General features: G+C 43.5%; 18 protein-coding genes. 16 read left to right on the top strand and 2 right to left on the bottom strand.

What is annotated here, in order from left to right:
* Position 1: 1 nt before the first annotated feature.
* Positions 2-1477, top strand: a complete 1476-nt coding sequence (locus tag F9802_RS13645; protein WP_152152877.1) for an aminoacyl-histidine dipeptidase — start codon at positions 2-4, stop codon at positions 1475-1477.
* A 325-nt stretch (positions 1478-1802) separates the two neighbouring features.
* On the opposite strand, the gene F9802_RS13635 is transcribed toward F9802_RS13645, so the two are convergent.
* Positions 1803-2690 carry an endonuclease/exonuclease/phosphatase family protein gene (locus tag F9802_RS13635; protein ID WP_152152873.1) on the bottom strand — a complete coding sequence of 296 codons (888 nt, stop codon included), beginning with the start codon at positions 2688-2690 and terminating at the stop codon, positions 1803-1805.
* Between the two features lie 80 nt (positions 2691-2770).
* Complete coding sequence (locus F9802_RS13630; protein ID WP_225435352.1) at positions 2771-3094, bottom strand: twin-arginine translocation signal domain-containing protein; 324 nt, start codon at positions 3092-3094, stop codon at positions 2771-2773.
* Between the two features lie 315 nt (positions 3095-3409).
* Here F9802_RS13630 and F9802_RS13625 point away from each other — a divergent pair, with 315 nt between their 5' ends.
* From F9802_RS13625 to F9802_RS13555, 15 genes are all read left to right on the top strand, one after another.
* Entirely contained in the window at positions 3410-4633 is a 1224-nt protein-coding gene (locus F9802_RS13625) for an MFS transporter (RefSeq protein WP_152152871.1), read from the top strand.
* Between the two features lie 309 nt (positions 4634-4942).
* The gene (locus F9802_RS13620) at positions 4943-6691 is read left to right on the top strand and encodes an alkaline phosphatase D family protein (protein WP_152152869.1); all 1749 of its coding nucleotides are present in this window, start codon (positions 4943-4945) and stop codon (positions 6689-6691) included.
* 67 nt (positions 6692-6758) lie between these two features.
* A complete protein-coding gene (locus F9802_RS13615) occupies positions 6759-6965 on the top strand; it encodes a twin-arginine translocase TatA/TatE family subunit (protein ID WP_152152867.1) in 207 nt (68 codons plus the stop codon).
* 113 nt (positions 6966-7078) lie between these two features.
* Entirely contained in the window at positions 7079-7480 is a 402-nt protein-coding gene (locus F9802_RS13610) for a hypothetical protein (protein WP_152152865.1), read from the top strand.
* A 219-nt stretch (positions 7481-7699) separates the two neighbouring features.
* The gene (locus tag F9802_RS13605; protein WP_152152863.1) at positions 7700-8068 is read left to right on the top strand and encodes a rhodanese-like domain-containing protein; all 369 of its coding nucleotides are present in this window, start codon (positions 7700-7702) and stop codon (positions 8066-8068) included.
* Positions 8069-8449: 381 nt separating this feature from the next.
* Positions 8450-13039 (top strand): glutamate synthase large subunit, encoded by a 4590-nt coding sequence (gene gltB / locus F9802_RS13600; RefSeq protein ID WP_152152861.1) that lies wholly within the window; start codon positions 8450-8452, stop codon positions 13037-13039.
* 19 nt (positions 13040-13058) lie between these two features.
* Entirely contained in the window at positions 13059-14543 is a 1485-nt protein-coding gene (locus tag F9802_RS13595; RefSeq protein WP_152152859.1) for a glutamate synthase subunit beta, read from the top strand.
* 32 nt (positions 14544-14575) lie between these two features.
* On the top strand, positions 14576-15910 hold the full coding sequence (glnA, locus tag F9802_RS13590; protein ID WP_152152857.1) for a type I glutamate--ammonia ligase: 1335 nt from the start codon (positions 14576-14578) through the stop codon (positions 15908-15910).
* Positions 15911-16016: 106 nt separating this feature from the next.
* Positions 16017-17867: an asparagine synthase (glutamine-hydrolyzing) gene (gene asnB, locus F9802_RS13585; RefSeq protein ID WP_152152855.1), complete on the top strand. Its 1851-nt coding sequence runs from the start codon at positions 16017-16019 to the stop codon at positions 17865-17867.
* Positions 17868-18318: 451 nt separating this feature from the next.
* Entirely contained in the window at positions 18319-19407 is a 1089-nt protein-coding gene (locus F9802_RS13580) for a LuxE/PaaK family acyltransferase (protein WP_152152853.1), read from the top strand.
* Positions 19353-20855, top strand: a complete 1503-nt coding sequence (locus F9802_RS13575; protein ID WP_225435351.1) for an acyl-CoA reductase — start codon at positions 19353-19355, stop codon at positions 20853-20855. Before F9802_RS13580 ends, F9802_RS13575 begins: the two co-directional genes overlap by 55 nt.
* Before the next feature lie 11 nt (positions 20856-20866).
* Entirely contained in the window at positions 20867-21610 is a 744-nt protein-coding gene (locus tag F9802_RS13570; protein ID WP_152152849.1) for an ABC transporter ATP-binding protein, read from the top strand.
* A complete protein-coding gene (locus tag F9802_RS13565; RefSeq protein ID WP_225435350.1) occupies positions 21607-22365 on the top strand; it encodes an ABC transporter permease in 759 nt (252 codons plus the stop codon). Before F9802_RS13570 ends, F9802_RS13565 begins: the two co-directional genes overlap by 4 nt.
* The gene (locus F9802_RS13560; protein WP_152152847.1) at positions 22362-23372 is read left to right on the top strand and encodes an ABC transporter substrate-binding protein; all 1011 of its coding nucleotides are present in this window, start codon (positions 22362-22364) and stop codon (positions 23370-23372) included. Before F9802_RS13565 ends, F9802_RS13560 begins: the two co-directional genes overlap by 4 nt.
* A gap of 16 nt (positions 23373-23388) precedes the next feature.
* Positions 23389-24156, top strand: coding sequence for an SDR family oxidoreductase (locus F9802_RS13555; protein WP_152152845.1), 768 nt, complete (start codon positions 23389-23391; stop codon positions 24154-24156).
* The last annotated feature ends 8 nt before the right edge of the window (positions 24157-24164 follow it).

Below are 24164 nucleotides of genomic sequence, written 5' to 3'. Positions count from 1 at the left end.
CTTGTATAGTAGTTTAGAAGAATTAAAAAAACATCCGGTATTTTATTATTTTTCAGAAATATCAAATATTCCTAGACGTTCTGGCAATGAGAAAGCGATCAGCGATTATTTGGTTCGCTTTGGAAAAGAACGCAATTTAGAGGTCATACAGGATGAAGCATTCAATGTCATTATAAAAAAGCAAGCTGCACCTGGATATGAGAATATACCAACCATCATTATCCAAGGACATATGGATATGGTTTGTGAAAAGAATGAAGGGACTCTACATAACTTTGAAAAAGATCCACTTCAGCTAAGAATTATAGGGGACATGCTATATGCAACAGATACAACATTAGGTGCTGATAATGGTATTGCTGTCGCCTATGCTCTTGCACTATTAGATTCAGATGAAATCCCTCATCCAGCTCTTGAAATTGTGATCACAACGGAAGAAGAAACTAACATGGGAGGAGCTCTAGCTGTTGATCCTGCTAACTTTGACGGTAAAATCCTCATTAATATTGATTCGGAAGAAGATAACAAGTTATTGGTAAGCGGTGCAGGCGGAATCAAAGTAACCCAAACTCTTCCGATTGTTTGGCAAGAGGCTTCTAAGGACGTACAGGCTTATAATATTAGTGTTAGAGGATTAAAGGGAGGACATTCTGGAATATCTATTGATAAGGAAAGGGGAAATTCCAACAAAATCATCGGTCGATTATTATATGATTTATCAACTGAAGTCCCTTATTTTATTAGACAAATCAACGGAGGATCAGCGGTAAACGCCATTCCGCGGGAAGCTGATGCAAGTATTTTACTCCATCCGGACGCTGTCAGAAAACTAGAAAATAAAATTGACGAGTGGAATGTTATGTTAAAAAACGAGCTGCAAACTTCTGACCCGGATGTATATGTAGGGCTGAAAAACATAGAGCATAATATTACCAAGGTTTTTTCAGAAGACACAAAGTGTAAAGCAATTACCTCACTGATGTTAATTCCAAACGGTATTCAAAGCATGAGTATGGAGATAAACGGGTTAGTTGAAAGCTCAACCAATTTAGGGGTGGTTACAACATCAGATACAGAAATAAAGTTTGAAAGTGATACGAGAAGTTCGGTAAAAAGTTTAAAGGACAATATAGTTAATAAAGCCAAACTAATAGCAGATACACTTGGCTGCCAGTTTGCTGCTGATTGTAATTATCCAGAGTGGCCATATAATCCCGACTCAAACATTCGAAAAGTATTTGAAAAAGTGTATAAAGAGAAATATGGTACTGATATTGAAATTATCGCAGTGCATGCTGGAATTGAATGCGGCATCTTTCTGGAAAAAATCCCTGGATTAGATGCGATTTCGATTGGGCCTGATATACACCAAGTTCACACTCCTAATGAACACCTAAACATACCTTCAACGATGAATAATTGGGAATACTCTCTTTCTGTGCTAAAAGAAATGAAATCATTTAAGTGGAGCCAATGACATCAAACATGATCTGTATGAGGAAATTTAAAAATGAAAGCCAATCGTTTTCGATTGGCTTTTTTGTAATCAGTGGCTAATACCAGAATACTAAAAGAAACGATGTATCGTACCCCATACTTATCTATAAGCTTGCCAAAGTAAGGCTGAGAAATGGCGTAAACAACATTATAGCAAGACCATGCGGGGAATGGACAAAGAAAAGTGAAAATAAAAAACGCCATCTGGGATTCGTTTGTCCGAAAAGAAAAGAAAAGAAAAAAGCTAAGCACCTTTAACGTCATACCCCCCCTTCTCTAAAAGAAGAGAAGGGGGGAGGTTATTTCTATCCATTATAAAATGGTGCTTCACGTTCCAATACAATCTCTGCAGTAAGAGGGAGATGATCAGAAGCCAAGGTGTTAATGACTTGGGCATTTACTGTTTCGATATCCTTCGAAGTGAATATATAGTCGATTCTTTTGGAAGGGTGATCTGCAGGATAAGTGTTGGCTTCAGAGCCTGTATTTGCAAAAACATCCACGTACCCGGAGATGATCGGTTTCATTTCATTGCTTTCTGGTGTGGCGTTCAAATCTCCCATGATTACTTTTGGGCCTTTGGATTTATTCGCTATTTCAATTATTTGCTTCATTTGCATTTCGCGTTCCGCAGAAGTCAGGGCCAGGTGTGTGTTGTACACATGCAGGTGATTCCCTTTTACGTTAATAGTTGCTTTGAGCAGACCGCGCTGCTCTGTGCTTCCAATTTTCGAGAGCAGATGGTTTTCTGATTTGATTATTGGATATTTGCTTAATATCGCTGTACCATATTGACGGCGGTGATCTCCTTCGTTTACAGGTTCGAGGTCAAGGTTTGCTGCGTAAACATAGAACAACCCAAGACGTTCAGCGAGCATTTTTGCCTGATCTTGAAAGTCGCTGCGACTGGACCAATGGTTGTCCACTTCCTGCAAACCAATAATATCGGCATCGGAGCCTCCAATGATTCGAGCAATTCGCTCCAAGTCTAACACACCATCTTCTCCTTCCGCGTGATGGATGTTATAAGACATCACTTTAACATTCGTCGATTGTCCGCGTGCAAAAGTGTTTTCCTGTGCGTGAGTGTTGCTCGCGAAACCGGTAAGGGTCGCCGTTAATAAAGCGGCATGCAAGATGAACCAAATCCTTTGGAGCCGCGCCCGTTTGCTTTGCTTTTTTTGGTTTTTCATGACAACTATATCCTCCTGCCATTTTAGGCTGTAAATGATAGATTGTTAGACTATTTACAACAGAGTCTGATTTTTTATTTTTACAAAATAGGCATGCCATGGCGCTGGAAGGCTGACATCCCATCGAAAGCTCCAGGAACAGGGGCGCCATTTGGCAATTTCCCGCCTTCCTGAGAAACGATCCGATATTGAAATCCTTGAGGGGGATCAAGGATTCCTCCTGGATCTTTGACTAAGGGACCATAACCGCTAAAACTAACTTTTTTACCGTCTGACTTTGCAAATGTATGGGAACCAAGTGAAAACACACCTGTACTGCCCAGCGTTAAAGCAACAGTCGCCATACCTCCCTCTTTTAAAAAATCTCTTCTGTCCAAGCCTTTTTGAAATGGTTGATTACTCACATTAAAAACCTCCTTTTCATTTTTAGGAAAATAAGTATGTGAATGTGAATCTCCTGATAGACGTGCATTAAGGTGAGGCACAGATGATTATGTGCTTGAGCTGCGCCCATCAATCCGGTGAATTGGTCCAACCTGATCCCCCTATTAAATGTAGCCTTTCAAAGTAAAGCAGGTATTAAAGTATTCTTAACCATTTATTAAATATTGGAAATATTGTAAAATAAGTAGAACGATTCAAGTTCCGGAAATGTAATGATACATATTAATCTAGTGAAGGAATCGGAACTAGCTGAATAGCTAAATGGAGGTGGAGTAATGGGGCAGGAGCAGCAAGTTTGGAAATATGCCTTCGCATGTATCATGGTAACAATTAGCACGCTCGGCTTTGGCCGGATGTCTTACGGAATTCTTATGCCTTTTATGAAGGAAAGTTTATCACTTACATACGAACAGGCAGGGATGCTGGGCACAGCATCATCAATTGGATATTTAGGGCTGGTTCTCTTTGCCGGTATTATGGCCGCAAAATGGGGTTCCAAGCGGTTGGTCATCGTTGGGACGCTGCTTGTAGCTTGCGGTTTGCTATATTTGTCCTTTGTTCAAAGCTTCATTTCCTGCCTGGCAGGGATGGTGCTTCTCGGTATTGGTACGGCTTTTACGTATACTCCGCTCGTAAATATTGTTGTCGGGTGGTTCCCTCAGCAAAGAGGGAGGATGATTGGGTTTCTCGGTAGTGGATTGGGATTAGGAACGCTCATTTCCAGCTCACTTATCCCATTCTTTACGGCTTGGTTTTCTATTAACGGCTGGCGATATCTCTGGCTTTCATACGGGCTGCTCTCTTTATTATCTGCCCTCGTTGCCCAGCTCATTCTTCGAGATCCGCCAGTACCTTTACGTAAAACTATGCAAAAAGGTGATTCTCTTCTTCGTGAGGTGTACTTGCATAAAAGAGTCTTGCTCGTCGCATTCATTTATGGATTGATTGGCTTTGCTTATTTAATTCCACAAAGCTTCCTGTTTAGTTACATTTTAGAAGCCCGTATTGATCAGTATGGTGCTGGTCAAATAATGGCTATTAGTGGCGTTATGTCCATTTTTAGCGGGCCATTGTGGGGAACGATTTCGGATAAGATCGGTCGGAAAAAGTCTCTGCTCATCACGCTTTTCCTGGGAGCCTTATCGATGGGCATTCCTATCGTATTCCCTGTGTACATGGGGTTTGTTATTAGCCAGTTCCTCTGGGGGAGCACGGTTGTCGGGATGCTTGCTCTCATACAGGCTCTCTCGACAGAGCAGATTCATCCATCGTATGCACCGATTGCTTTAGGGTATGTTACGGTTTACTTTGCGGCAGGCCAGCTGCTTGGTCCTGGGCTTGGCGGCTGGATGATTGACCATCTTGGTGGAATCCCTTCGTCGTTATTGCTTTGCTGCGGGCTGTTGCTTTTGGCGTTCATTTTATCTATGCAGCTGAACAAACAAGCTGCTACAGAACAGCTGACTCTTCAAAAAGGGCAGAATACGATGGGTGGGTAAGATTGTTTGGACGGATTAATGAATAAGCAGAAAGAAACCGGACGGAGATGCATGTTTGAAATTATTAATATTTTATGAATATCTTGTTAATAATTCAGGGAATTAAGGGCTATACAGAATTGAGAATTTTGTCAGGTACTGAGGAAGAATGAGAAAAATAGAATTTATTTACATTCAAAAGTCCTGCCTATATAAGCCCGGTTTTACTAGCTGTCACATTCTCATCTTTACAGATCTTCACACTTAGTTAATAAAATCCATTTATAATCAGCCTTGTTTACATCATTTTTTTTAAGAGGTGAAGGGGTTATGAACAATGAAGGTGCGTTGGATGAACTGATCAAGCGATTTAATGAAGAAAGCTTGCAAAAAAACATGGGGCGCCGCAGTTTTCTTTCCGGGGCCGGCAAAGTGGCAGGAGCGTCACTCGGTCTTGCCATCGCTCAGTCAATGGGAGCTTTTACAGTCGAAGCAGCTCCGAAGTTTAATAACTATCCGTTTACGCTTGGTGTGGCTTCCGGCGATCCGCTTTCTGATAGTGTGGTTTTATGGACAAGGCTTGCTCCGGATCCGCTTAATGGCGGCGGTATGCCTTCTCATGCTGTGCCGGTGAATTGGGAACTTGCCACAGATGAACATTTCCGCAAGGTTATCAAGCGCGGAACTGAAATTGCCCACCCTGATCTTGCCCATTCCGTTCATGTGGAAGTACAAGGCTTGAAGCCCAACACCGTCTATTATTACCGTTTCAAAACAGGAAACGAACTAAGTCCGGCTGGTAAAACAAAAACACTTCCGGCAATCGGTGCGAGCGTAGCCAGTATGACGTTTGCGTTTGTTTCGTGCCAGCAGTTTGAACACGGTTATTTTACTGCGTATCAGCATATGGCTAAAGAAGATCTTGATTTAGTTTTCCATCTAGGTGATTACATATATGAATACGGTCCAAATGAATATGTTTCTCCGACAGGAAATGTCCGTTCGCACAGTGGCCCTGAAATCATTACGCTTGCAGACTACCGTAACCGCCATGCTCAGTACCGCTCCGATGTACACTTGAAAGCCGCACATGCTGCTTTTCCATGGGTCGTTACTTGGGATGATCATGAGGTGGAAAATAACTATGCGAATGTTATTCCGGAAAAAGGCCAGTCGGTTGAAGCATTTATTAAGCGCCGCGCCGCTGCCTATCAGGCATATTATGAACATATGCCGCTCCGAAGATCGTCACTGCCACACGATTCAGGCATGCAATTATACCGTGATTTTACGTATGGTGACCTTGCTTCCTTCTATGTTCTTGATACACGCCAGTACCGTGATGACCAGGCAAATGGCGACGGCAGCAAACCGCATTCACCAGAGTCGCTTGATCCGAAGCGTACACTGCTTGGTGCCGAACAGGAGCAATGGCTTTTCGGAAATCTCGGAAAAACAAAGACGAAATGGAACGTTCTAGCTCAGCAAGTATTTTTCGCGGAGCGCAACTTTGGAACAAGCACAGCACCAAAATTCAGCATGGATTCCTGGGATGGCTATCCGGCTGCCCGGCAGCGGATTACCGATTTTGCCGTAAACAAAAATATGAATAATATGATCGTTTTGACTGGTGACGTTCATGCGAGCTGGGCTTCTAACTTGAAGGCGGATTATAACGACCAAAACTCGAAGGTACTCGGTGCTGAGTTTGTCGGTACGTCGATTACATCCGGCGGAAACGGTTCTGACGTTCGTGCTGACACAGACCGCACACTTGCAGAAAATCCGCACATTCAATTTTTTAACAATTACCGGGGCTATGTCCGCTGCCGGGTCACTCCGGAACAATGGAGAGCCGATTATCGCGTGGTGCCGTTTGTAACTGAGGCAGGGGCAGACATTTCAACAAGGGCTTCACTCGTTTATGAAAAAGACGAAAAGGGATTGAAAGAAGTCTCGTCCATAGCAGTGCCGCACGGTGTACAAAAGTCAGCTGAGGTGGAAGAAGACCGCCACCGCGCTCATGGCCGTGCCCACGAAAAGCAAATGGAGAAAAAGCGAAAAAAAGTGCCGAATTAATGTAGTGCTTGCTGGATAACAACGAAATGTGACAGTCAAATAAGAGGAAAAAGAAGGAGACGATCAGATGATTTCCAATATCGGAATTCCCGGATTAATTCTCGTGCTAGTCATTGCCCTGATTATTTTTGGGCCTTCGAAGCTGCCGGAAGTCGGCCGGGCATTCGGCCGTACATTAACCGAATTCAAGAGTGCTGCAAAAGGTTTAGTTTCTGATGATGACAAAGAGGAAGAGAAAAAGCCTTCGCTGACAGCTGTAAAAAAAGAAGGATAACTTACAGGTATTTAGTTTAACAGCAGGCGGGCAGAGCTCGTCTGTTTCTTTTTTTGTTTGCAGGATTTTTTTATCATTCTGTCGAATAATAAGGATTAAAGGGAGGAGAGGAAATGGAAAAACTGACAATAAAAGAACAAGTTGTTCTGGCGTATTATGTTCAATACTATTTAGGAAATGACCCGAACATAATGGCTGAATTGCATGAAATCCTGACAGAAGGGATGGATACTGCCGCTTATGAAACATCTTTGGCTCGGTTAGCGGAAGAAGGATTGCTTAACGGTACCGATGCCATTCCTTTATCTCCTATAGAAAACGGTGGAGATAAGATTACACAGCCGATGATTACGAATAAAGGCATCATGCACATTGATAATATATTGGACATCCAATCATATGCTGTTGAAGGGAATAAGCTGTCTTATATAAAAAACAGTATATTGACGAATAATCTTGATCTGTCTGTTGATGTGATTGCTGCGTTTGTGAAAAAAGCGGTGGAAATAAACTAAAAGATTGTTCAATTGAAAATATATATGGCGAAAGGGAACCTGTGTCGGCAGGTTCCTCTATTGTTGTTCCCTAAATGGAACTTTGCTATGAGAAACTCCAAAAACTTGACTGATTAATGCATTTAATTTATTATACATCGTAGGGTATATAACGGTGTTTTATCCGCCAACAATATACTTTTAAAATAAATGAGAACAATCAATTAGTTGGAGGAGAATATGGTTATTGCTTTAGGAATTATCATATTACTGGCTTTGCCGGTGTTATATAGACGTTATGTCCCAGTTGTTGGAGCAGAAAAAATTGCCGTATTAAACAAAGACGAAGACACACTGCTCGTTGACGTGCGCGACTTTCATGTAGCGCACCACGATCCGATTACTTCAGCTATCCAAATACCACTTCCTTACTTAGCCAGACAGCATAACGAAATCGCAAAAAAAGAAATCGTTGTTATCGTCTCAGATAAAGTGTTACGTAATTTGAGCATCCGCCAATTAAAAAAATATGGCTTTGACGTGAAAGGATATTGGTGCAAGAAAGATAATGACCGGGATATGTATATGACCGTATCTGCAGGGAATTAACTGAGAGCTCTTTTGGCCGCTTGGCTGAAAGGGCTTTTTTTATATGTGCATAGTTGTGAAAGGTTCGTGCATAGCTCGTGCAGCAATAAAAAAGGGCGGTGAGCATCTGCTGTTTTTATTGCAGCAAAAGTCTCACCTACTTTCACAGCGCGTTATTGATTCTTTAACTCTTTAAAAAAACCAAAAAGGTTAGCGCTTACATTCCTACCGTTCTCGAAAAAAGATGAATTAAATGCAAACTATATATTGTTCAGATTGATTCATTGCACATACAATGAATAACAAGAAGATTTGCGCTATTGAAGTGGTGATTGGCCGCCAGTATATATGGATCCAGCTGCCTTGATATAAAAAGCTTTTAGAATTAGAAAGGGTGAAATGATGAAACGAATTATACCTCCCAAAAAACAAGGACTTTACGACCCGGCTTTTGAACATGATGCGTGCGGCATCGGATTTATTGCCAATGTAAAAGGAGAAGCTTCTCACGATATCGTGAAACAAGGATTATCAATGCTATGCCGCTTAGAGCACCGGGGTGGTCAAGGCAGCGACCCGCAAACAGGAGACGGAGCAGGAATCATGGTCCAGCTGCCACATAAATTTTTTCAGAAGGCTTGTTCAGAACTGAGCATACCGAATGAAGGGAGCTACGGAGTCGGAATGCTCTTCCTGCCCCGAGATGCAACGCAGCAGCTCGAATGTGAAAACCTGCTAAATGAAATTATAGAAAAAGAAGGACAGCGGCTGCTTGGCTGGCGCACGGTGCCGACCGATGATTCCAAAATTGGTGAAAGCGGGAAATTGAGTCAGCCGCAAATTCGTCAGGTTTTTGTCGGCAAAGCAAAAGAAATAACGGATGAGCAGACGTTTGGACGTAAACTGTATCTCATTCGAAAACGGGCGGAAAAAGCAGTTCAGGAAAAACAACTTGCCCATGGCGGCACCTTTTATTTTTCCAGCCTTTCCACACGAACGATTGTATATAAAGGCATGCTGACTCCTGATCAGCTTGATAAGTATTATATTGATTTACAGGACAGCACCTTTCAATCAGTTTTTGCACTCGTTCATTCCCGGTTTAGTACAAATACATTTCCGAGCTGGGAAAGGGCTCATCCTAACCGTTATTTAATTCACAACGGTGAGATTAATACGTTAAAAGGCAATGTAAATTGGATGAAAGCACGTGAACAAATCATTGAATCGGCAGTTTTTGGAGACAGCATAAGTGAAATTATTCCCGTTATCGATGCGAACGGAAGTGATTCATCGTCATTTGACAATTGTTTAGAGTTTTTAACTTTATCCGGCCGTTCCCTCTCTCATGCAGCAATGATGATGGTACCGCAGCCATGGGAAAAAGATGATTCGATGGACGATTCATTAAAAGCTTTTTATGAATATCACAGCCATTTAATGGAGCCTTGGGATGGACCGGCAGCTTTTGCTTTTACAGACGGACTTCAAATCGGGGCGATGCTGGACCGTAATGGTCTGCGGCCGGCGCGATATTATGTGACGGCCGATAACATGATTATTTTCGCTTCTGAAGCTGGCGTACTCGATATTGAGCCGGAACGGATTAGCGAAAAAAGAAGGTTAAGTCCCGGGAGCATGCTGCTTGTCGATTTAAAAGAAGGGCGAATCATCACAGATGAAGAAGTGAAGCGACAAGTTGCAAGCCGCCAGCCATATCGTCACTGGCTTGATAACGAGTGTATTCATATGGATCAATTACCAGCTGCCGGCAAGCCGCTTACTCCATTTGCCACCCCGATAGTTCAATTACAGCGAGCGTTTGGTTATACGTATGAGGAATTGACGAAACATTTAGCTCCAATGGCGGCTGAGGGGAAAGAGCCGGTCGGTTCGATGGGAAATGACACTCCTTTAGCAGTGCTCTCGAATCGACCACAGCTGCTGTATAACTATTTTAAACAGCTGTTTGCTCAAGTCACAAATCCTCCGATTGATGCGATCCGTGAACAATTTGTTACTTCTACAGTGACCTTGCTCGGCGCGGAAGGGAACTTACTTGAATCGCTTGCGAAAAACTGCCGGCGCATTCGGCTGGAAACTCCCATTTGTTCAGACGATGAATTGGCGAAGCTTCGTCATAATCCGCTTCAGTCCTTTCAGTCGAAAACCTTTTCCACTTTATTTGAAGTGGAATACGAAGAAACAGCTTTGGAAAAAGCATTAAACGAATTGTTTCACTCGGTTGATCGTGCGGTAAAGGATGGCGTTTCGCTCATTATTTTGTCCGATCAACATGTAAATAAAGAGTTAGCAGCTATTCCATCCTTGCTCGCGGTGAGTGGACTCCACCATCATTTAGTCCGTCGGGGCACGAGAACAAAGGTCAGTATAATAGTAGAAACTGGTGAGGCGCGTGACGTTCATCAATTATGTATGCTGATTGGTTATGGGGCAGATGCCATCAATCCATATCTTGCGTATGCGTCTATCAAAGAGATGGTGAATCAAGGGAAAATTCAACGAGTTAGTTATGCCGGAGCGGTTGACAATTATATTCAAGCAGCTACAAGTGGGATGGTGAAAGTACTGTCCAAAATGGGGATATCTACGATCCAAAGTTACCGGGGAGCCCAGATTTTTGAAGCGGTTGGGATTGATTCTTCTGTCATTGACAAGTATTTCACGGGCACAGCCGCGCGATTAGGTGGAATCAAGCTGGAAACAATTGCAAAGGAAACGCTGATGCGTCATGAAAAAGCGTTTTGTACAGATCAGGATGAAACGCTTGAGGAGGGAAGTGACTTTCAATGGCGCCACGGCGAGGAGGCTCACGCATTTCATCCGGCGACGATCCATATGCTGCAGCATGCTTGCCGGACGAACAACTACGAGTTGTATAAAAAATATGCAGCTAAAGCAAATGAAGAACAATTAATTTTTCTCCGCGGGCTGTTTCAATTTAAGAAATCCGCACCGGTCCCGATCGATGAAGTAGAATCGGTTGAATCGATTTGCCGCCGCTTTAAAACCGGAGCGATGTCATATGGTTCTTTAAGTCAGGAAGCGCATGAAACATTGGCAATTGCCATGAATCGGATCGGTGGAAAAAGCAACAGCGGCGAAGGGGGAGAACATCCTGACCGCTGCATTCCAGATGAAAACGGTGATCTGCGCCGCAGTGCGATTAAACAAGTAGCTTCCGGACGGTTTGGTGTATCGAGTCATTATTTAGTCAATGCCGATGAAATTCAAATCAAAATGGCACAAGGGGCAAAGCCGGGAGAAGGCGGCCAGCTGCCAGGCAGCAAAGTGTATCCTTGGATTGCAGAAGTACGCGGCTCCACGCCGGGTGTCGGCTTAATTTCACCGCCGCCGCATCATGATATTTACTCGATAGAAGATCTCGCTCAGCTGATCCATGATTTAAAAAATGCTAATCCACATGCGAGAATCAGTGTGAAACTCGTAGCAAAAGCCGGCGTTGGAACGATTGCTGCCGGTGTGGCGAAAGGGCTGGCAGATGTTATTTTAATTAGCGGATCTGAAGGCGGAACAGGCGCTGCTTCGCGTACGAGTATTAAACATGCGGGAATGCCGTGGGAGCTTGGGCTGGCAGAAACACATCAAACGCTGCTGTTGAACGATCTCCGTGACCGGGTTGTGCTGGAAGCCGACGGAAAAATGATGACTGGGCGCGATGTGGTTATGGCGACATTGTTAGGTGCGGAAGAGTACGGTTTTGCGACCGCGCCGCTCGTCGTTTTAGGCTGTGTACTCGTTCGTGCATGTCATCTTAATACGTGTCCTGTCGGTGTAGCCACGCAAGATCCTGAACTGCGCAAGAAATTTCTTGGGGAGCCTGAGCATATTGAAAATTTCATGCGTTTTATCGCACAGGATGTTCGCGAAATCATGGCCGAACTAGGCTTCCGGACGATCAATGAAATGGTTGGACGAACAGATGTGTTAATGGAAAGTGAAATGGCAAAAACACATTGGAAAGCGAAAAAGCTTGATCTTTCATCTATCCTTTATGTGGCGTCTCCCGCAAGGAAGGGCGCAGTGTACAATCAGCGGACGCAAAACCATCGTCTTGAACAATCACTTGATTATAGAGAGGTTTTAAGAACTTGCCAGCCGGCGCTTGAAAGAAGGCAGCAAGTAACGGCGAGTTTTCCTATTCAAAATATTAACCGGACTGCCGGCACAATGTTAGGCAGTGAAATTACCGAACGGTACGGCCGGGAAGGCCTTCCGGACGGAACGATACAATTGCAATTCACCGGATCTGCCGGACAGAGCTTTGCTTCATTTCTGCCGAAGGGTGTAACGATGACGCTTGAAGGGGAAGCCAATGATTATGTCGGTAAAGGGTTGTCGGGCGGTAAAATCATTGTAAATTCATCAGGGAAATCTGTTTTTGTGCCAGAAGAAAATTCGATTATTGGAAATGTTGCTTTTTATGGAGGAACAGCAGGCGAAGCTTACATTCGCGGCCTGGCAGGTGAAAGGTTCTGCGTGAGAAATAGCGGGGTTGATGCAGTAGTTGAAGGGATTGGTGATCATGGCTGTGAGTATATGACGGGAGGACGCGTTGTTGTGCTTGGTTCCGTAGGTAAAAACTTTGCTGCAGGCATGTCCGGCGGAACGGCTTACGTTTATACAGAGGACACCGAAGCTTTCGGGCAGCAGTGCAATCAGGAACTCGTGTATCTCGAGTCATTGGATCACGGCAAAGAAAGAGAAGAAGTGAAACAGCTCGTTTTGAACCATTACCGTTACACGAATAGTTCACGGGCCTGGTATATCCTTCACCATTGGGAAGAAGTTTTAGCAAAGTGGGTCAAAGTCATTCCCGCAGAATATAAGCGGATCATGGAGTCAGGATTTTACGTGAGTGAGACACAGGCCTTTAAAGATGAAGCAGATATCAATGTTGTGACACAAAAATCAAACCGGGCCGATGGCAAGAATTTGGAGCCGGCATGAAATAGAAAGGAGCGGCGCTATGGGAAAGGCAACAGGATTTATGGATTATAAAAGAATCGTACCGGGCGAACGGAATCCGAAAGTCCGACTGAACGATTGGAAGGAATATCAGCAAACGCTGCCAGAAGACGAGTGGAAAAAACAAGGGGCGCGCTGCATGGATTGTGGAACCCCGTTTTGTCATACGGGAATTCAGTTAGGTCATTCGACAATAGGCTGTCCTTTATACAATTTGATACCGGAGTGGAATGACCTCGTCTATCAGGGGCGTTGGAGGGAAGCGCTGGACCGTTTATTAAAAACAAATAACTTTCCAGAATTCACCGGCCGGGTGTGTCCCGCTCCGTGTGAAGGATCTTGTACAGCCGCTATTAATGACCCAGCGGTAGCCATTAAAAGCATTGAACGGGCCATTATTGATAAAGGATTTGAAGAAGGGTGGATTGTTCCAGAGCCGCCGGCAGTCCGGACGGGAAAAAAGATTGCGATTGTCGGCTCCGGACCTGCCGGGCTTGTCAGTGCTGACGAGTTAAATAAAGCGGGTCATTCTGTTACCGTCTTTGAACGGTCTGACCGCATTGGCGGCTTGCTTATGTATGGCATTCCGAATATGAAGCTCGAAAAAGAGATTGTCGAGCGGAGAGTGAGTTTACTGGAAGAGGAAGGTATTCAGTTTGTCACAAATACGGAAGTCGGGAAAGACATTGATGCTGGCCAGTTACGTGACGAGTTTGATGCGGTCATTCTTTGTAGCGGCGCGCAAAAACACCGCGATTTGCCGATAGAAGGACGGGAGTTAAAAGGCATTCACTTTGCGATGAATTATTTAACATCAAATACGAAAAGTTTATTAGATTCCAATTTTGCCGATGGCGCCTTCATTTCTGCAAAAGGGAAAGATGTGATTGTTATCGGCGGAGGGGATACCGGGGCAGACTGTGTTGCTTCTGCTTTGCGCCATCAGTGTAAAAGCATCGCCCAGTTCGGAAAGCATCCGCAGCTTCCAGCAGAACGGGCAGCGGGCAATCCGTGGCCGGAATATCCTCATACCTTTTCTCTTGATTATGCTTATGCAGAAGCAAATGCTCAATTAGGGATAGATCCTCGGGAATATTCCATTATCACGAAAAAATTTATCGGCGACGAACACGGGCATGTGAAAGAACTTCATACGGTCCAAGTTCAAAAAATAACAGACGAAAAGGGCTGCGTGATCACTCGGGAGATTTCAGGGAGTGAAAAAGTATGGCCGGCGCAGCTCGTGTTCATTGCCGTTGGTTTTAGCGGCCCTGAAGAAGAGGTAATTCACGCATTTAATCTTACGCAAGATAAATACTCCAACGTCAAGGCGCCAGGCGGGAAATATACAACGAATGTGGAAGGCGTATTTGCTGCCGGCGATGTTCGAAGAGGGCAAAGTTTGATTGTGTGGGCAATTCAGGAAGGACGCGGAGCTGCCAGAGAGTGTGACCACTATTTAACGAGAAGTACAGCCCTTTCATAAATAAAATAAATCATTTAAGGGAGAGAATGCGTATGAGAAAGTTTAATAAGGAAGAAATTTTTCAATTAGTACAGGAAGAGAACGTAAAATTTATCCGTCTTCAGTTTACAGACATTTTAGGAACAATTAAAAACGTCGAAATTCCTTCGTCCCAGTTAGAGAAAGCGCTAAGCAATAAAATGATGTTTGACGGCTCATCCATCGAGGGGTTCGTTCGGATTGAAGAATCGGATATGTATTTATATCCGGATTTGGATACGTTCGTTATTTTCCCGTGGACAGCCGAAAAAGGGAAAGTCGCCCGTTTTATTTGTGATATTTATCATCCAGATGGCACACCTTTTGAAGGAGATCCTCGCAGCAATTTAAAGCGGATTGTGAATGAAATGAAAGAGCTGGGATTTAGTGATTTTAACGTAGGACCTGAACCTGAATTTTTCTTATTCAAACTGGATGAAAGAGGAAACCCGACGTTGGAATTAAATGATCATGGCGGCTATTTTGATTTGGCGCCAACCGATCTGGGCGAAAACTGCCGCCGCGATATCGTTTTGGAACTGGAAGAGATGGGATTTGAAATTGAAGCTTCCCATCACGAAGTAGCGCCCGGCCAGCATGAAATTGATTTTAAATATACTGATGCTGTAAAAGCGTGTGATGATATTCAAACGTTTAAGCTTGTTGTAAAAACCATTGCCCGAAAGCATGGTCTGCATGCGACGTTCATGCCGAAACCATTGTTTGGTGTGAATGGTTCAGGGATGCATTGCAACTTGTCTTTATTCAAAGATGGTGAAAATGTTTTTTATGACAAGAACGGCCAGCTGGAGTTAAGTAATACTGCTAGACAATTTGTTGCTGGCATTTTGAAGCATGCGCCTAATTTTACCGCTATCACAAATCCGACCGTTAATTCATATAAAAGATTAGTTCCGGGATATGAAGCGCCTTGTTATGTGGCCTGGTCAGCCAGAAACAGAAGCCCACTTATTCGCATCCCAGCTTCCCGCGGATTAAGCACTCGTATAGAAGTGCGCAGTGTGGATCCGTCTGCGAATCCATATTTAGCGATGGCTGTCCAGCTCGCTGCCGGATTAGACGGCATTAAAAATAAATTAACGCCTCCAGAAGCCGTGGACCAAAACATCTATGTGATGTCAAAAAAAGAGCGGATGGAAAGCGGCATTGTGGATTTACCAGCTACTTTAGCTCAAGCCATTGAAAATTTCCAAGGAGATGAAGTGATGACGCGGGCGTTAGGCAGCCATTTATGTGAACACTTTGTGGAAGCAAAAGTAATTGAATGGGATCTATTCCGGACACAAGTCCACCCGTGGGAACGTGAGCAATACATCACACAGTATTAAGAATGCAATGGAGGGGTCAGTCCTCCGTAGCACTAACGCGTTAGCGTAATGGGGGACTGACCCCGAAATAACAAAATAAAATCCCGGTAAGAAAGAGTGATGACGAGTGTGTGGAATAACAGGATGGATTAATTGGCATCAAGATTTAAATTCTCAAGCATTCATCGTGGAAAAGATGGCACATTCATTGGCGAAGCGCGGCCCGGATGCTTCAAGTGTATGGAGTAACCGCCATGTTTCACTAGGGCATACCCGCCTTATTGTTGTTGACCCTGCCGGTGGAAGTCAGCCGATGGCAAAAACAATTAATAACCGCACTTATACAATGGTCTATAATGGAGAGCTTTATAACACAGAGGATATTCGAAAAGAGCTGTTAAAAAAAGGGTATGCTTTTCAGTCTCGTTCTGATACGGAAGTGTTGCTGACGGCTTATATAGAGTGGAAAGAGAAGTGTGTAGATTATTTAAATGGAATTTTTGCCTTTGCTATTTGGGAGCATGACCGAGAGCAGCTTTTTATGGCGAGAGACCGGCTTGGAGTCAAACCGCTATTTTACACAGAAGAAAATGGATCGTTCATATTTGGTTCTGAATTGAAAGCGATATTGGCTCACCCGAATGTGAAACGGGAAGTAGGACGGGAAGGTCTGCAGGAGTTGTTCGGATTAGGGCCGTCTCGTACTCCCGGCCATGGAGTTTTTCGGGGAATAAAGGAACTCCGGCCAGCTCATGCACTCACCTATCATCGAAATGGATTAAACGTTTGGCGATATTGGAATGTAGAAAGCAAAAAACATGATCATACATTAGCGGAAACAGTGGAACAAGTACAGTTTCTTGTGAAGGATGCTGTTGAACGCCAGTTGATAGCTGATGTTCCTGTTTGTACGTTTTTATCAGGAGGGGTAGATTCGAGCGCCATTAGTGCAATTGCTTCTGAATTTTTCAAGAAGGAAGGGCGCGGCCCTCTTCATACTTATTCCATTGATTATGATCGTAACAGCCAATTTTTCAAAGCCAATGCTTTTCAGCCAGATGAAGATGGACCATGGATAAGAAAAATGGAGCAATACGTTGGTTCAATTCATCACTCGGCCGTCATTCAAAATGATCAACTTGCTGACTATTTAAGAGAGGCAGTGAATATGCGGGATTTGCCGGGAATGGCCGACGTTGACTCCTCGCTGCTGTGGTTTTGTGAACATATTAAACAGGATTTCACAGTTGCTTTATCCGGTGAATGTGCAGATGAGATATTCGGCGGCTACCCATGGTTTTACAAAGAAAATTTACTAAATGAAGCAGGCTTTCCATGGATGAAGTCACAAGAAGAAAGGCAGGAGCTTTTGCTTCCGCACTGGCAGAAGAAGCTTGATCTAAAAGGATATGTGAGAGAGCGGTACAAAGAAACAATTAGTGAGGCGCCTCAACTAGACGGGGAAAGTCCGTTAGAAGCACGCCGCCGAGAAATGTTTTATTTAAATATGACGTGGTTTATGGCGACTTTGCTCGAGCGGAAAGACCGCATGAGCATGGGGGCAAGTCTGGAAGTGCGCGTTCCATTCGCTGACCACCGGCTTGTTGAGTACGCCTGGAATATACCATGGGAAATGAAAATGCTGAATGGTCGCGAGAAAGGGATATTGCGCCGGGCTTTAGAAGGAGTTCTCCCTAAAGATGTTCTTTACCGCAAAAAGAGCCCATATCCGAAAACATACCACCCGGGATACACAACACGGGTAAAAAACATGTTAAATAGCATCCTTGAAAACAAATCATCCCCAATACTCGAATTAATCTCAAAACAAAAAGCCAAAGATATCATCAACTCAGGCGGATCCTCATTCAAAGTCCCTTGGTTCGGCCAGCTCATGACCGGCCCACAGCTCATCGCCCACCTTTTCCAAATCAACACCTGGCTCGAACATCACAACATCAACATCATTGACAACTAAAATAAAGGAGTCAGTCCTCTGTTACAGTAATACGTTAATACAGCGGGGGTCAGTCCCCCGCTGCGCTAACGCGTTAGCGTGCTGGGGGACTGACCCCCAGTACGTTAATGCGTTACTTTATAGAATTGCAGTCTGAATTTTTCATATGAAAATATGAGATTAAGAGGGGGGGATGGATAGTTTGTAATTGTTGAATAGTGTATGCTTAAATTAATCTGGAGAGTGGCGAGGACTTAATAAAAAAATCTATTGCAATCTCTTACAAGAAAGAGTAGACTTTGGTCAACTGATCGGGAGCCTGTGGAATCGGGCTGAGAATATAACTAATCTGTTATAGACCGTTATAACCTGTTGGGTAATGCCAGCGTAGGGAAAGTGATGAAAAATATTTACTATCGACACTTTGCTTATGCAAAGTGTTTTTTTATTTTTCAGGAGAGGGTGGATAAGAATGGATCAGCAACAAGTTATCATGGAAAATGTTCTTCAGTTTATGCAAAAGGATCATCTTGAAGAAGAGGACTTTAATGAACAAGCTTTGCGCTTATATTCCTATCAATATCAATTTAATCTTCCATATCAAGCATTTTGCAGGCAAAGGGGAAAAACACCGAGAATGGTGAAAGCGTGGCGGGATATCCCGGCGGTTCCTGTTAATGCATTTAAGGAAGTGGCATTAAGCTGTACAGACCCGGAAAAAGCGGAAGCTGTTTTTATGACGAGCGGCACGACTAAAGGGATTAGGGGCAAGCATTACCATCCCAATTTACATATTTATGATCGGTCGATGATTTTGAACTTTAAGCAGAGGTTTATGGGAAATATAGAAAAAGTTCGCATGGGCGTGCTGTTCCCGACAGAAAAAGAAATGCCTAATTCTTCACTGGCCCATTATTTAGCGTTAGCCGTTAAAGAGTTTGGCAAGGAAGGCAGCGGCTATTTAATGAACGAAAGCGGAGTCGATATGGATCGATTGCTGGATGAATTGAATCGTGCTGAAGAAACCGGAGAGCCATATGCCCTTATTGGTGCAAGTTATAGTTTTGTCCACGTTTTGGAAGAGTTAGAACGCAGGGGAAAAACCTTTTCTTTGCCGAAAGGAAGTAGAATCCTTGATACAGGGGGCTTTAAAAACCAATCAAAGGAACTTGAATTAAATGATTTTTACGACTTGCTGTCAAGTTCTCTAGGCGTTAGCCGGACGGAGTGTATTAATATGTACGGAATGACGGAGCTGAGCACACAATTTTACGACGATGGCAATGAGTCGATCCCTGCTGTTAAGTCAGGTCCTCATTGGATACGGACGAGAGTCATTCACCCTTTAACAGGTGAGGAGATGCCTAAGGGGGAGCGCGGCGTACTTGTTCACTGTGACTTAGGCAATTTCAACTCGGTAACGACGATTTTAACGGAAGACATAGGAATAGAGCTAGAAAGTGGCTTTTTGCTTTTAGGCAGAGTACAAGGAGCGGAAGCAAAAGGATGTTCGATTACTTTAGCAGAGTTTTTAAAGGCGGCAAAGGAGCCGTTGAAATGAGGGAAATTGCCGGATACTTGCCAGACATCGGGAAAGAGAAATTTGAGACGAAGATTTTAACGTTTCAAGGGAAAGATGGAGCAATCGAAGCAGAAATTCCATTGCTTAACGAGAAACAAATGGATATGGTCATTGCTAAAGTAAAAAAAGCAAGTAATGAGACGTTAAAGTCATTTTCCAGTGCTGAGATTGTGCAGATTATTGATGAGGCAATTGAAAGATTGCTAGACCGCCGTTCACCATATCGCCAAAAGGCGGAAAAGCTTTTGCCGATTGTAACAGGCTATAATGAAGAAATCGTTCGCCTTGGGCTTACATCTTATTTAAAAACATTCCGAAAACATGAGCTTCAGCGCTTTCTCGTTGAAGATTTAGGCAATCCTTTATTGCTTGATGACTTTCAGCCACGTGTAACAGGCGGATATTCAAAGGCGGTAGGCCCGGAGCTGATTACTCATATTTGGGCCGGCAATGTTCCTGCTCTGCCTTTATGGAGTTTAATTTCAGGTTTGCTCGTTAAGGCGGGAAACATCGGAAAAGTCGCAAGCGCGGAACCTTTTTTTGCTGGCTGGTTTGCTCAAGTGTTGGTGGAAATAGAACCGAGACTCGCCGATTGCTTCGCCGTCGTTTGGTGGAAAGGCGGTGATGAAGAGCGGGAGTTTTCTTTATTTAGTCAGTCGGGTGTGGTCGTTGGTTACGGCGGCAATCAATCGCTGCAATTTCTTCAAAGCCGCATACCGATTACGACACGTTTTTTGCCATTTGGTCATAAAATTAGCTTCGGCATTTTGTCTGAGTCAAGTCTCGATTCAAGAAAAGCATGGCAGTCTGTCCATCAAGCAGCACTTGATGTTATTCGTTACGATCAGCAAGGCTGCTATTCCCCGCATCTCTTTTATGTTCAACGTGGCGGGAAGGTTTCTCCAAGAGAAGTTGCAAGAATGATGGCGAATGAATTGGAAAACTATCAAAAAAGATTTCCCCGCCGGCCGCTTTCAATGGAAGAGTCGGCCTCTTTATCATCATGGAGGCAAAAAGAAGAGATGGGTATTTTTGATCACCCTAATAAAGAAGTGCTAGGAAATTCAGCGAATGATTGGACCGTTGTCTATGAAGAGAACAATATCCACTTTACCCCAAGCTGTTTAAACCGAGTGGTAAAAGTAATGCCATTTGAAAATATAGAAGAGATTCTTTCTCTTGTGGCACCTCACCGGCATTTGCTGCAAACCATTGGCATGGCTGCGAACCCAAAGGAGCTGTTTGATTGGGCAGAATCGTTAGGGAAAGTAGGCGTTACGCGTATAACTGCTTTAGGAAAGATGACATCGCCTGAAGCTGGATGGCATCATGATGGACGCTTTAATTTATTAGATTTAGTGAATATGGTGGACATCGAATCTGCGGCAGAAGAGTCCAGTGAACGATTTGCCCCTTATGTTGATTAGGAGGTCGCGGAATGAGTTTTTTATCAATAGAAGATGTAAGTTTTCGATATCAAGGAAAAAATGCTGTCATCAATCAAGCGAATTGGGAAATTGAAAAAGGAGAGTTTCATTGTTTATTAGGAAAAAGCGGCTGCGGAAAAACAACCCTTTTAAAGATTGCTTCGGGCTTGTTGCCACCTAATGAAGGAAGGGTTTATTTACAGGGAAAAGAATTGACCGAACCTTCTCATGAATGCGGCTTTGTTTTTCAGTCCCCGGCATTATTAGAATGGAAAACAGTGATGGATAATGTTCTTCTTCCCGTTGTTCTTAGGCGAAAGACGACTCCTGAGGATCGGGAAAAGGCAGTTGCTTTGTTGGAGCTAGTTGGGCTTTGTGATTATCTTAATCGGCATCCAGCACAATTGTCAGGAGGGCAGCAAAGCCGTGTCGCATTAGCTAGAGCGCTGATCCAAAAGCCGTCCATGATGTTTTTAGATGAACCGTTTGCTTCCTTAGACGCTATTACAAGAGAAGAATTGCAAGAAGATTTGCTGAAAATCTGCCAGTTGGAAGGAACGACCGTGCTGTTTATAACGCATGATATATCAGAGGCTGTTTACTTAGCTGACCGTGTTGCTGTTATGGAGCAAGGAGAAATTATATATGAAGCCGATGTAAATCTTTTAAAACCACGTACAGTAGAAATGAGATACGATCCGAATTTTAATGAGCTTTGTTTAAAGGTACGGCAAGTGATGGGCGGGGGAGTATGATGAAAAACGTTCAGCTATATTCATTCCTGCTTTTTATTGTGTTGATTGTTTCTTGGGAGATAACAGCGGGAAACATGTCAGAGCTCGTGTTGCCTGCTCCTTCTGTCATCTTTTTTACGTTGATAGATGGAATCAAGAGCGGCTATTTTCTTCCTCATATTACTCGAACTGCTGCGGAGATCGTCCTTGGTTTGTTTTTAGGGAGCCTTTTTGGATTCGTCATCGGACTTCTTATGGGTGAAATTGAATTTTTGCGAAAGCTCCTTTTTCCGTATGTCATCGCTAGCCAAGCCGTTCCAAAGCTTGCTTTAGCTCCTTTGTTTATTTTGTGGTTTGGTTTTGGAATGACATCAAAAGTTGTCATTACCGCATTAATTTGTTTTTTTCCACTGTTAGAGAATACGGTTACATCTATTCAGTATATGGATAAGCAAAAAATAGAATTGTTTCGAATGCTTAAAGCGAGCCGCTGGCAAACGTTAATTCATTTGAAAATTCCAGCTGGTATGCCGGGAATCCTCGCCGGGCTTCGGGTAGCAGTCGTCCTGGCGGTAGTCGGAGCCGTTGTGGGAGAATTTATTGGCGGCAGTGAAGGGTTGGGAGCGGTGATTATTGCTTCCCAGGCGATGATGGATACACCGCTGATGTTTGCTTCACTGCTTTTATTAACGATCATGGGAATGGGGCTGTATCAGCTTGTTAATATAATAGAGAAAATCTGGCTCAAGCCATACAAGAAGGGATCGAAAAAATGAAAAGCAAACATTTAATCATTGTATTATTGTTATGCGTTATGGTATTTGTTGCAGCTTGTGGGACACAGCAGCAAAAAGATGAAACATCCGATCGTAAAGAAGAAAGTCTTCGGGTAGCAAGCTGGAGCCAGCCGATTACTGAACAAACAAACTTATTAGTTGATGAAGAAAAAGGCTTTTTTAAAGAACGAGGATTAGACGTCACAGTTATTCCTGGTGCCGGCGGTGGAGATGCCGTTAAAAATATTTTGTCAGGGCAAGCGGATATTGCTTTTACTGATCCCGGATCACTGTTTTTTGCTTTAGATAAAGGAGAAAAATTGAAAGTTATTTATAATGTCTATCCGCAAAATGTGTTTAATATTGTTTCCTTGAAAGAGAAAAACATTACAAAACCGGAAGACTTAAAAGGTAAAACGATTGGTGTGTACAGCTTAACAAGCGGTACGAGACAAAACTTGCTAGTGATGCTGAATCAGGCAGGTCTTTCTGAAAAAGACGTAAAAATTGTAGAAACAGGTATTTCCAATTTTGCTCCGCTAATGCAAGGACAAGTAGATGCGACAGCTGCAACTGATACAGGATTGCTCGTAGGTAAACAAAAAGGCTTAGGTGAAGTGAATGTTTTGGAAGTGAAAGATTATTTGAATATTCCAAGTGATGTATTTGTCGTGACGGAAAAAACATTTACAGAGAAAAAAGAAGTGCTGAAAACATTTTTACAAGCTTATCAAAATAGTGCAAATTGGATGATTGAACATCCGGAAGAAGCTGCTTCTTTAGCAAAAGAATATGCGATTGATGGAAAAGATGAAAAGCAAAACTTGGAGATTATTACACTTCGCAATGCAGCGAGTGTTTCATCCTTAACAGAGGAGCAGGGATTAGGTGCAATTGATCTGGACATCCTCCAGCAAGGAGCAGATACGTACGAGAAGTTAGGGTTAATCAAAACGCGTCTGAATATGGAAGAGGCTATAACCGGGGAACTTATTCATAAAAAGTAATGGAGGATGAACGAATATGGGAAAATTTAAAGGGAAAGTTGTTCTTGTTACCGGAGCGAGCCGGGGGATCGGTGCTTCTATTGCTCGTGCTTTTGCAGAAGAAGAAGCGTTTGTCATCGTTAATTACCTCCAAAATAAAGAGGCAGCTGAAAAGGTGGCTGCCTCATGCCGGGAGCTTGGCGGCGATGGCTGGGCTATTCAAGGGGATGTCACTTCCGAAAGCGCCGTCAACGGGATGATGGATCAAATCATATTGGAAGCGGGGAAAATTGACGTTGTTGTAAACAATGCGTTTAAACCTTATATATTTAATCCGGATGAGCGTAAAATGCTTTGGGAATTAAAGTGGAATGATTACCAGGAGCAAATTGACGGAGCATTGCGTTCCGCTCATTACATCACTCAGGCCGTTCTGCCGATGATGAAAAAACAAACTCAGGGGAGCATCGTTAATATAATTAGTAATTTAGTGGAGAGGCCGATTGTGCCGTATCATGAATACAACACGGCGAAAACAGCCTTGATGGGGTACAGCCGTAATTTAGCAGCAGAGCTTGGCCCATTCGGAATTAGAGTCAACTGTGTGGCACCTGGACTTGTGTATCCAACAAGTGCCAGCAAATATACGAAAGAAGAAATGAAAGAAATGATTATCGCCCAAACTCCACTGCGCAGAATAGCTCTTCCTGAAGACGTGGCCGGCCCGGTTTTATTTCTGGCATCTGACTGGAGTGGATTTATGACAGGCCAAACCTTATTTGTTGACGGCGGTTTTGTTATGTAGTTAGACGG

The sequence above is a fragment of the Bacillus aerolatus genome (genome assembly GCF_009183655.1).
GTDB lineage: Bacteria > Bacillota > Bacilli > Bacillales > Domibacillaceae > Pseudobacillus > Pseudobacillus aerolatus.
Note: the sequence above shows the minus strand (reverse complement) of the source record. Positions and strands in the feature narration are given on the sequence as shown.

Coding starts and splice junctions, on each gene's coding strand:
- F9802_RS13595 (WP_152152859.1), top strand. CDS start 13,059: ATGGGAAAGGCAACAGGATTTATGGATTATAAAAGAATCGTACCGGGC.
- F9802_RS13605 (WP_152152863.1), top strand. CDS start 7,700: ATGGTTATTGCTTTAGGAATTATCATATTACTGGCTTTGCCGGTGTTA.
- F9802_RS13620 (WP_152152869.1), top strand. CDS start 4,943: ATGAACAATGAAGGTGCGTTGGATGAACTGATCAAGCGATTTAATGAA.
- F9802_RS13635 (WP_152152873.1), bottom strand. CDS start 2,690: ATGAAAAACCAAAAAAAGCAAAGCAAACGGGCGCGGCTCCAAAGGATT.
- F9802_RS13570 (WP_152152849.1), top strand. CDS start 20,867: ATGAGTTTTTTATCAATAGAAGATGTAAGTTTTCGATATCAAGGAAAA.
- F9802_RS13555 (WP_152152845.1), top strand. CDS start 23,389: ATGGGAAAATTTAAAGGGAAAGTTGTTCTTGTTACCGGAGCGAGCCGG.
- glnA (WP_152152857.1), top strand. CDS start 14,576: ATGAGAAAGTTTAATAAGGAAGAAATTTTTCAATTAGTACAGGAAGAG.
- F9802_RS13560 (WP_152152847.1), top strand. CDS start 22,362: ATGAAAAGCAAACATTTAATCATTGTATTATTGTTATGCGTTATGGTA.
- F9802_RS13575 (WP_225435351.1), top strand. CDS start 19,353: ATGTTCGATTACTTTAGCAGAGTTTTTAAAGGCGGCAAAGGAGCCGTT.
- F9802_RS13615 (WP_152152867.1), top strand. CDS start 6,759: ATGATTTCCAATATCGGAATTCCCGGATTAATTCTCGTGCTAGTCATT.
- F9802_RS13610 (WP_152152865.1), top strand. CDS start 7,079: ATGGAAAAACTGACAATAAAAGAACAAGTTGTTCTGGCGTATTATGTT.
- F9802_RS13565 (WP_225435350.1), top strand. CDS start 21,607: ATGATGAAAAACGTTCAGCTATATTCATTCCTGCTTTTTATTGTGTTG.
- F9802_RS13625 (WP_152152871.1), top strand. CDS start 3,410: ATGGGGCAGGAGCAGCAAGTTTGGAAATATGCCTTCGCATGTATCATG.
- gltB (WP_152152861.1), top strand. CDS start 8,450: ATGAAACGAATTATACCTCCCAAAAAACAAGGACTTTACGACCCGGCT.
- F9802_RS13580 (WP_152152853.1), top strand. CDS start 18,319: ATGGATCAGCAACAAGTTATCATGGAAAATGTTCTTCAGTTTATGCAA.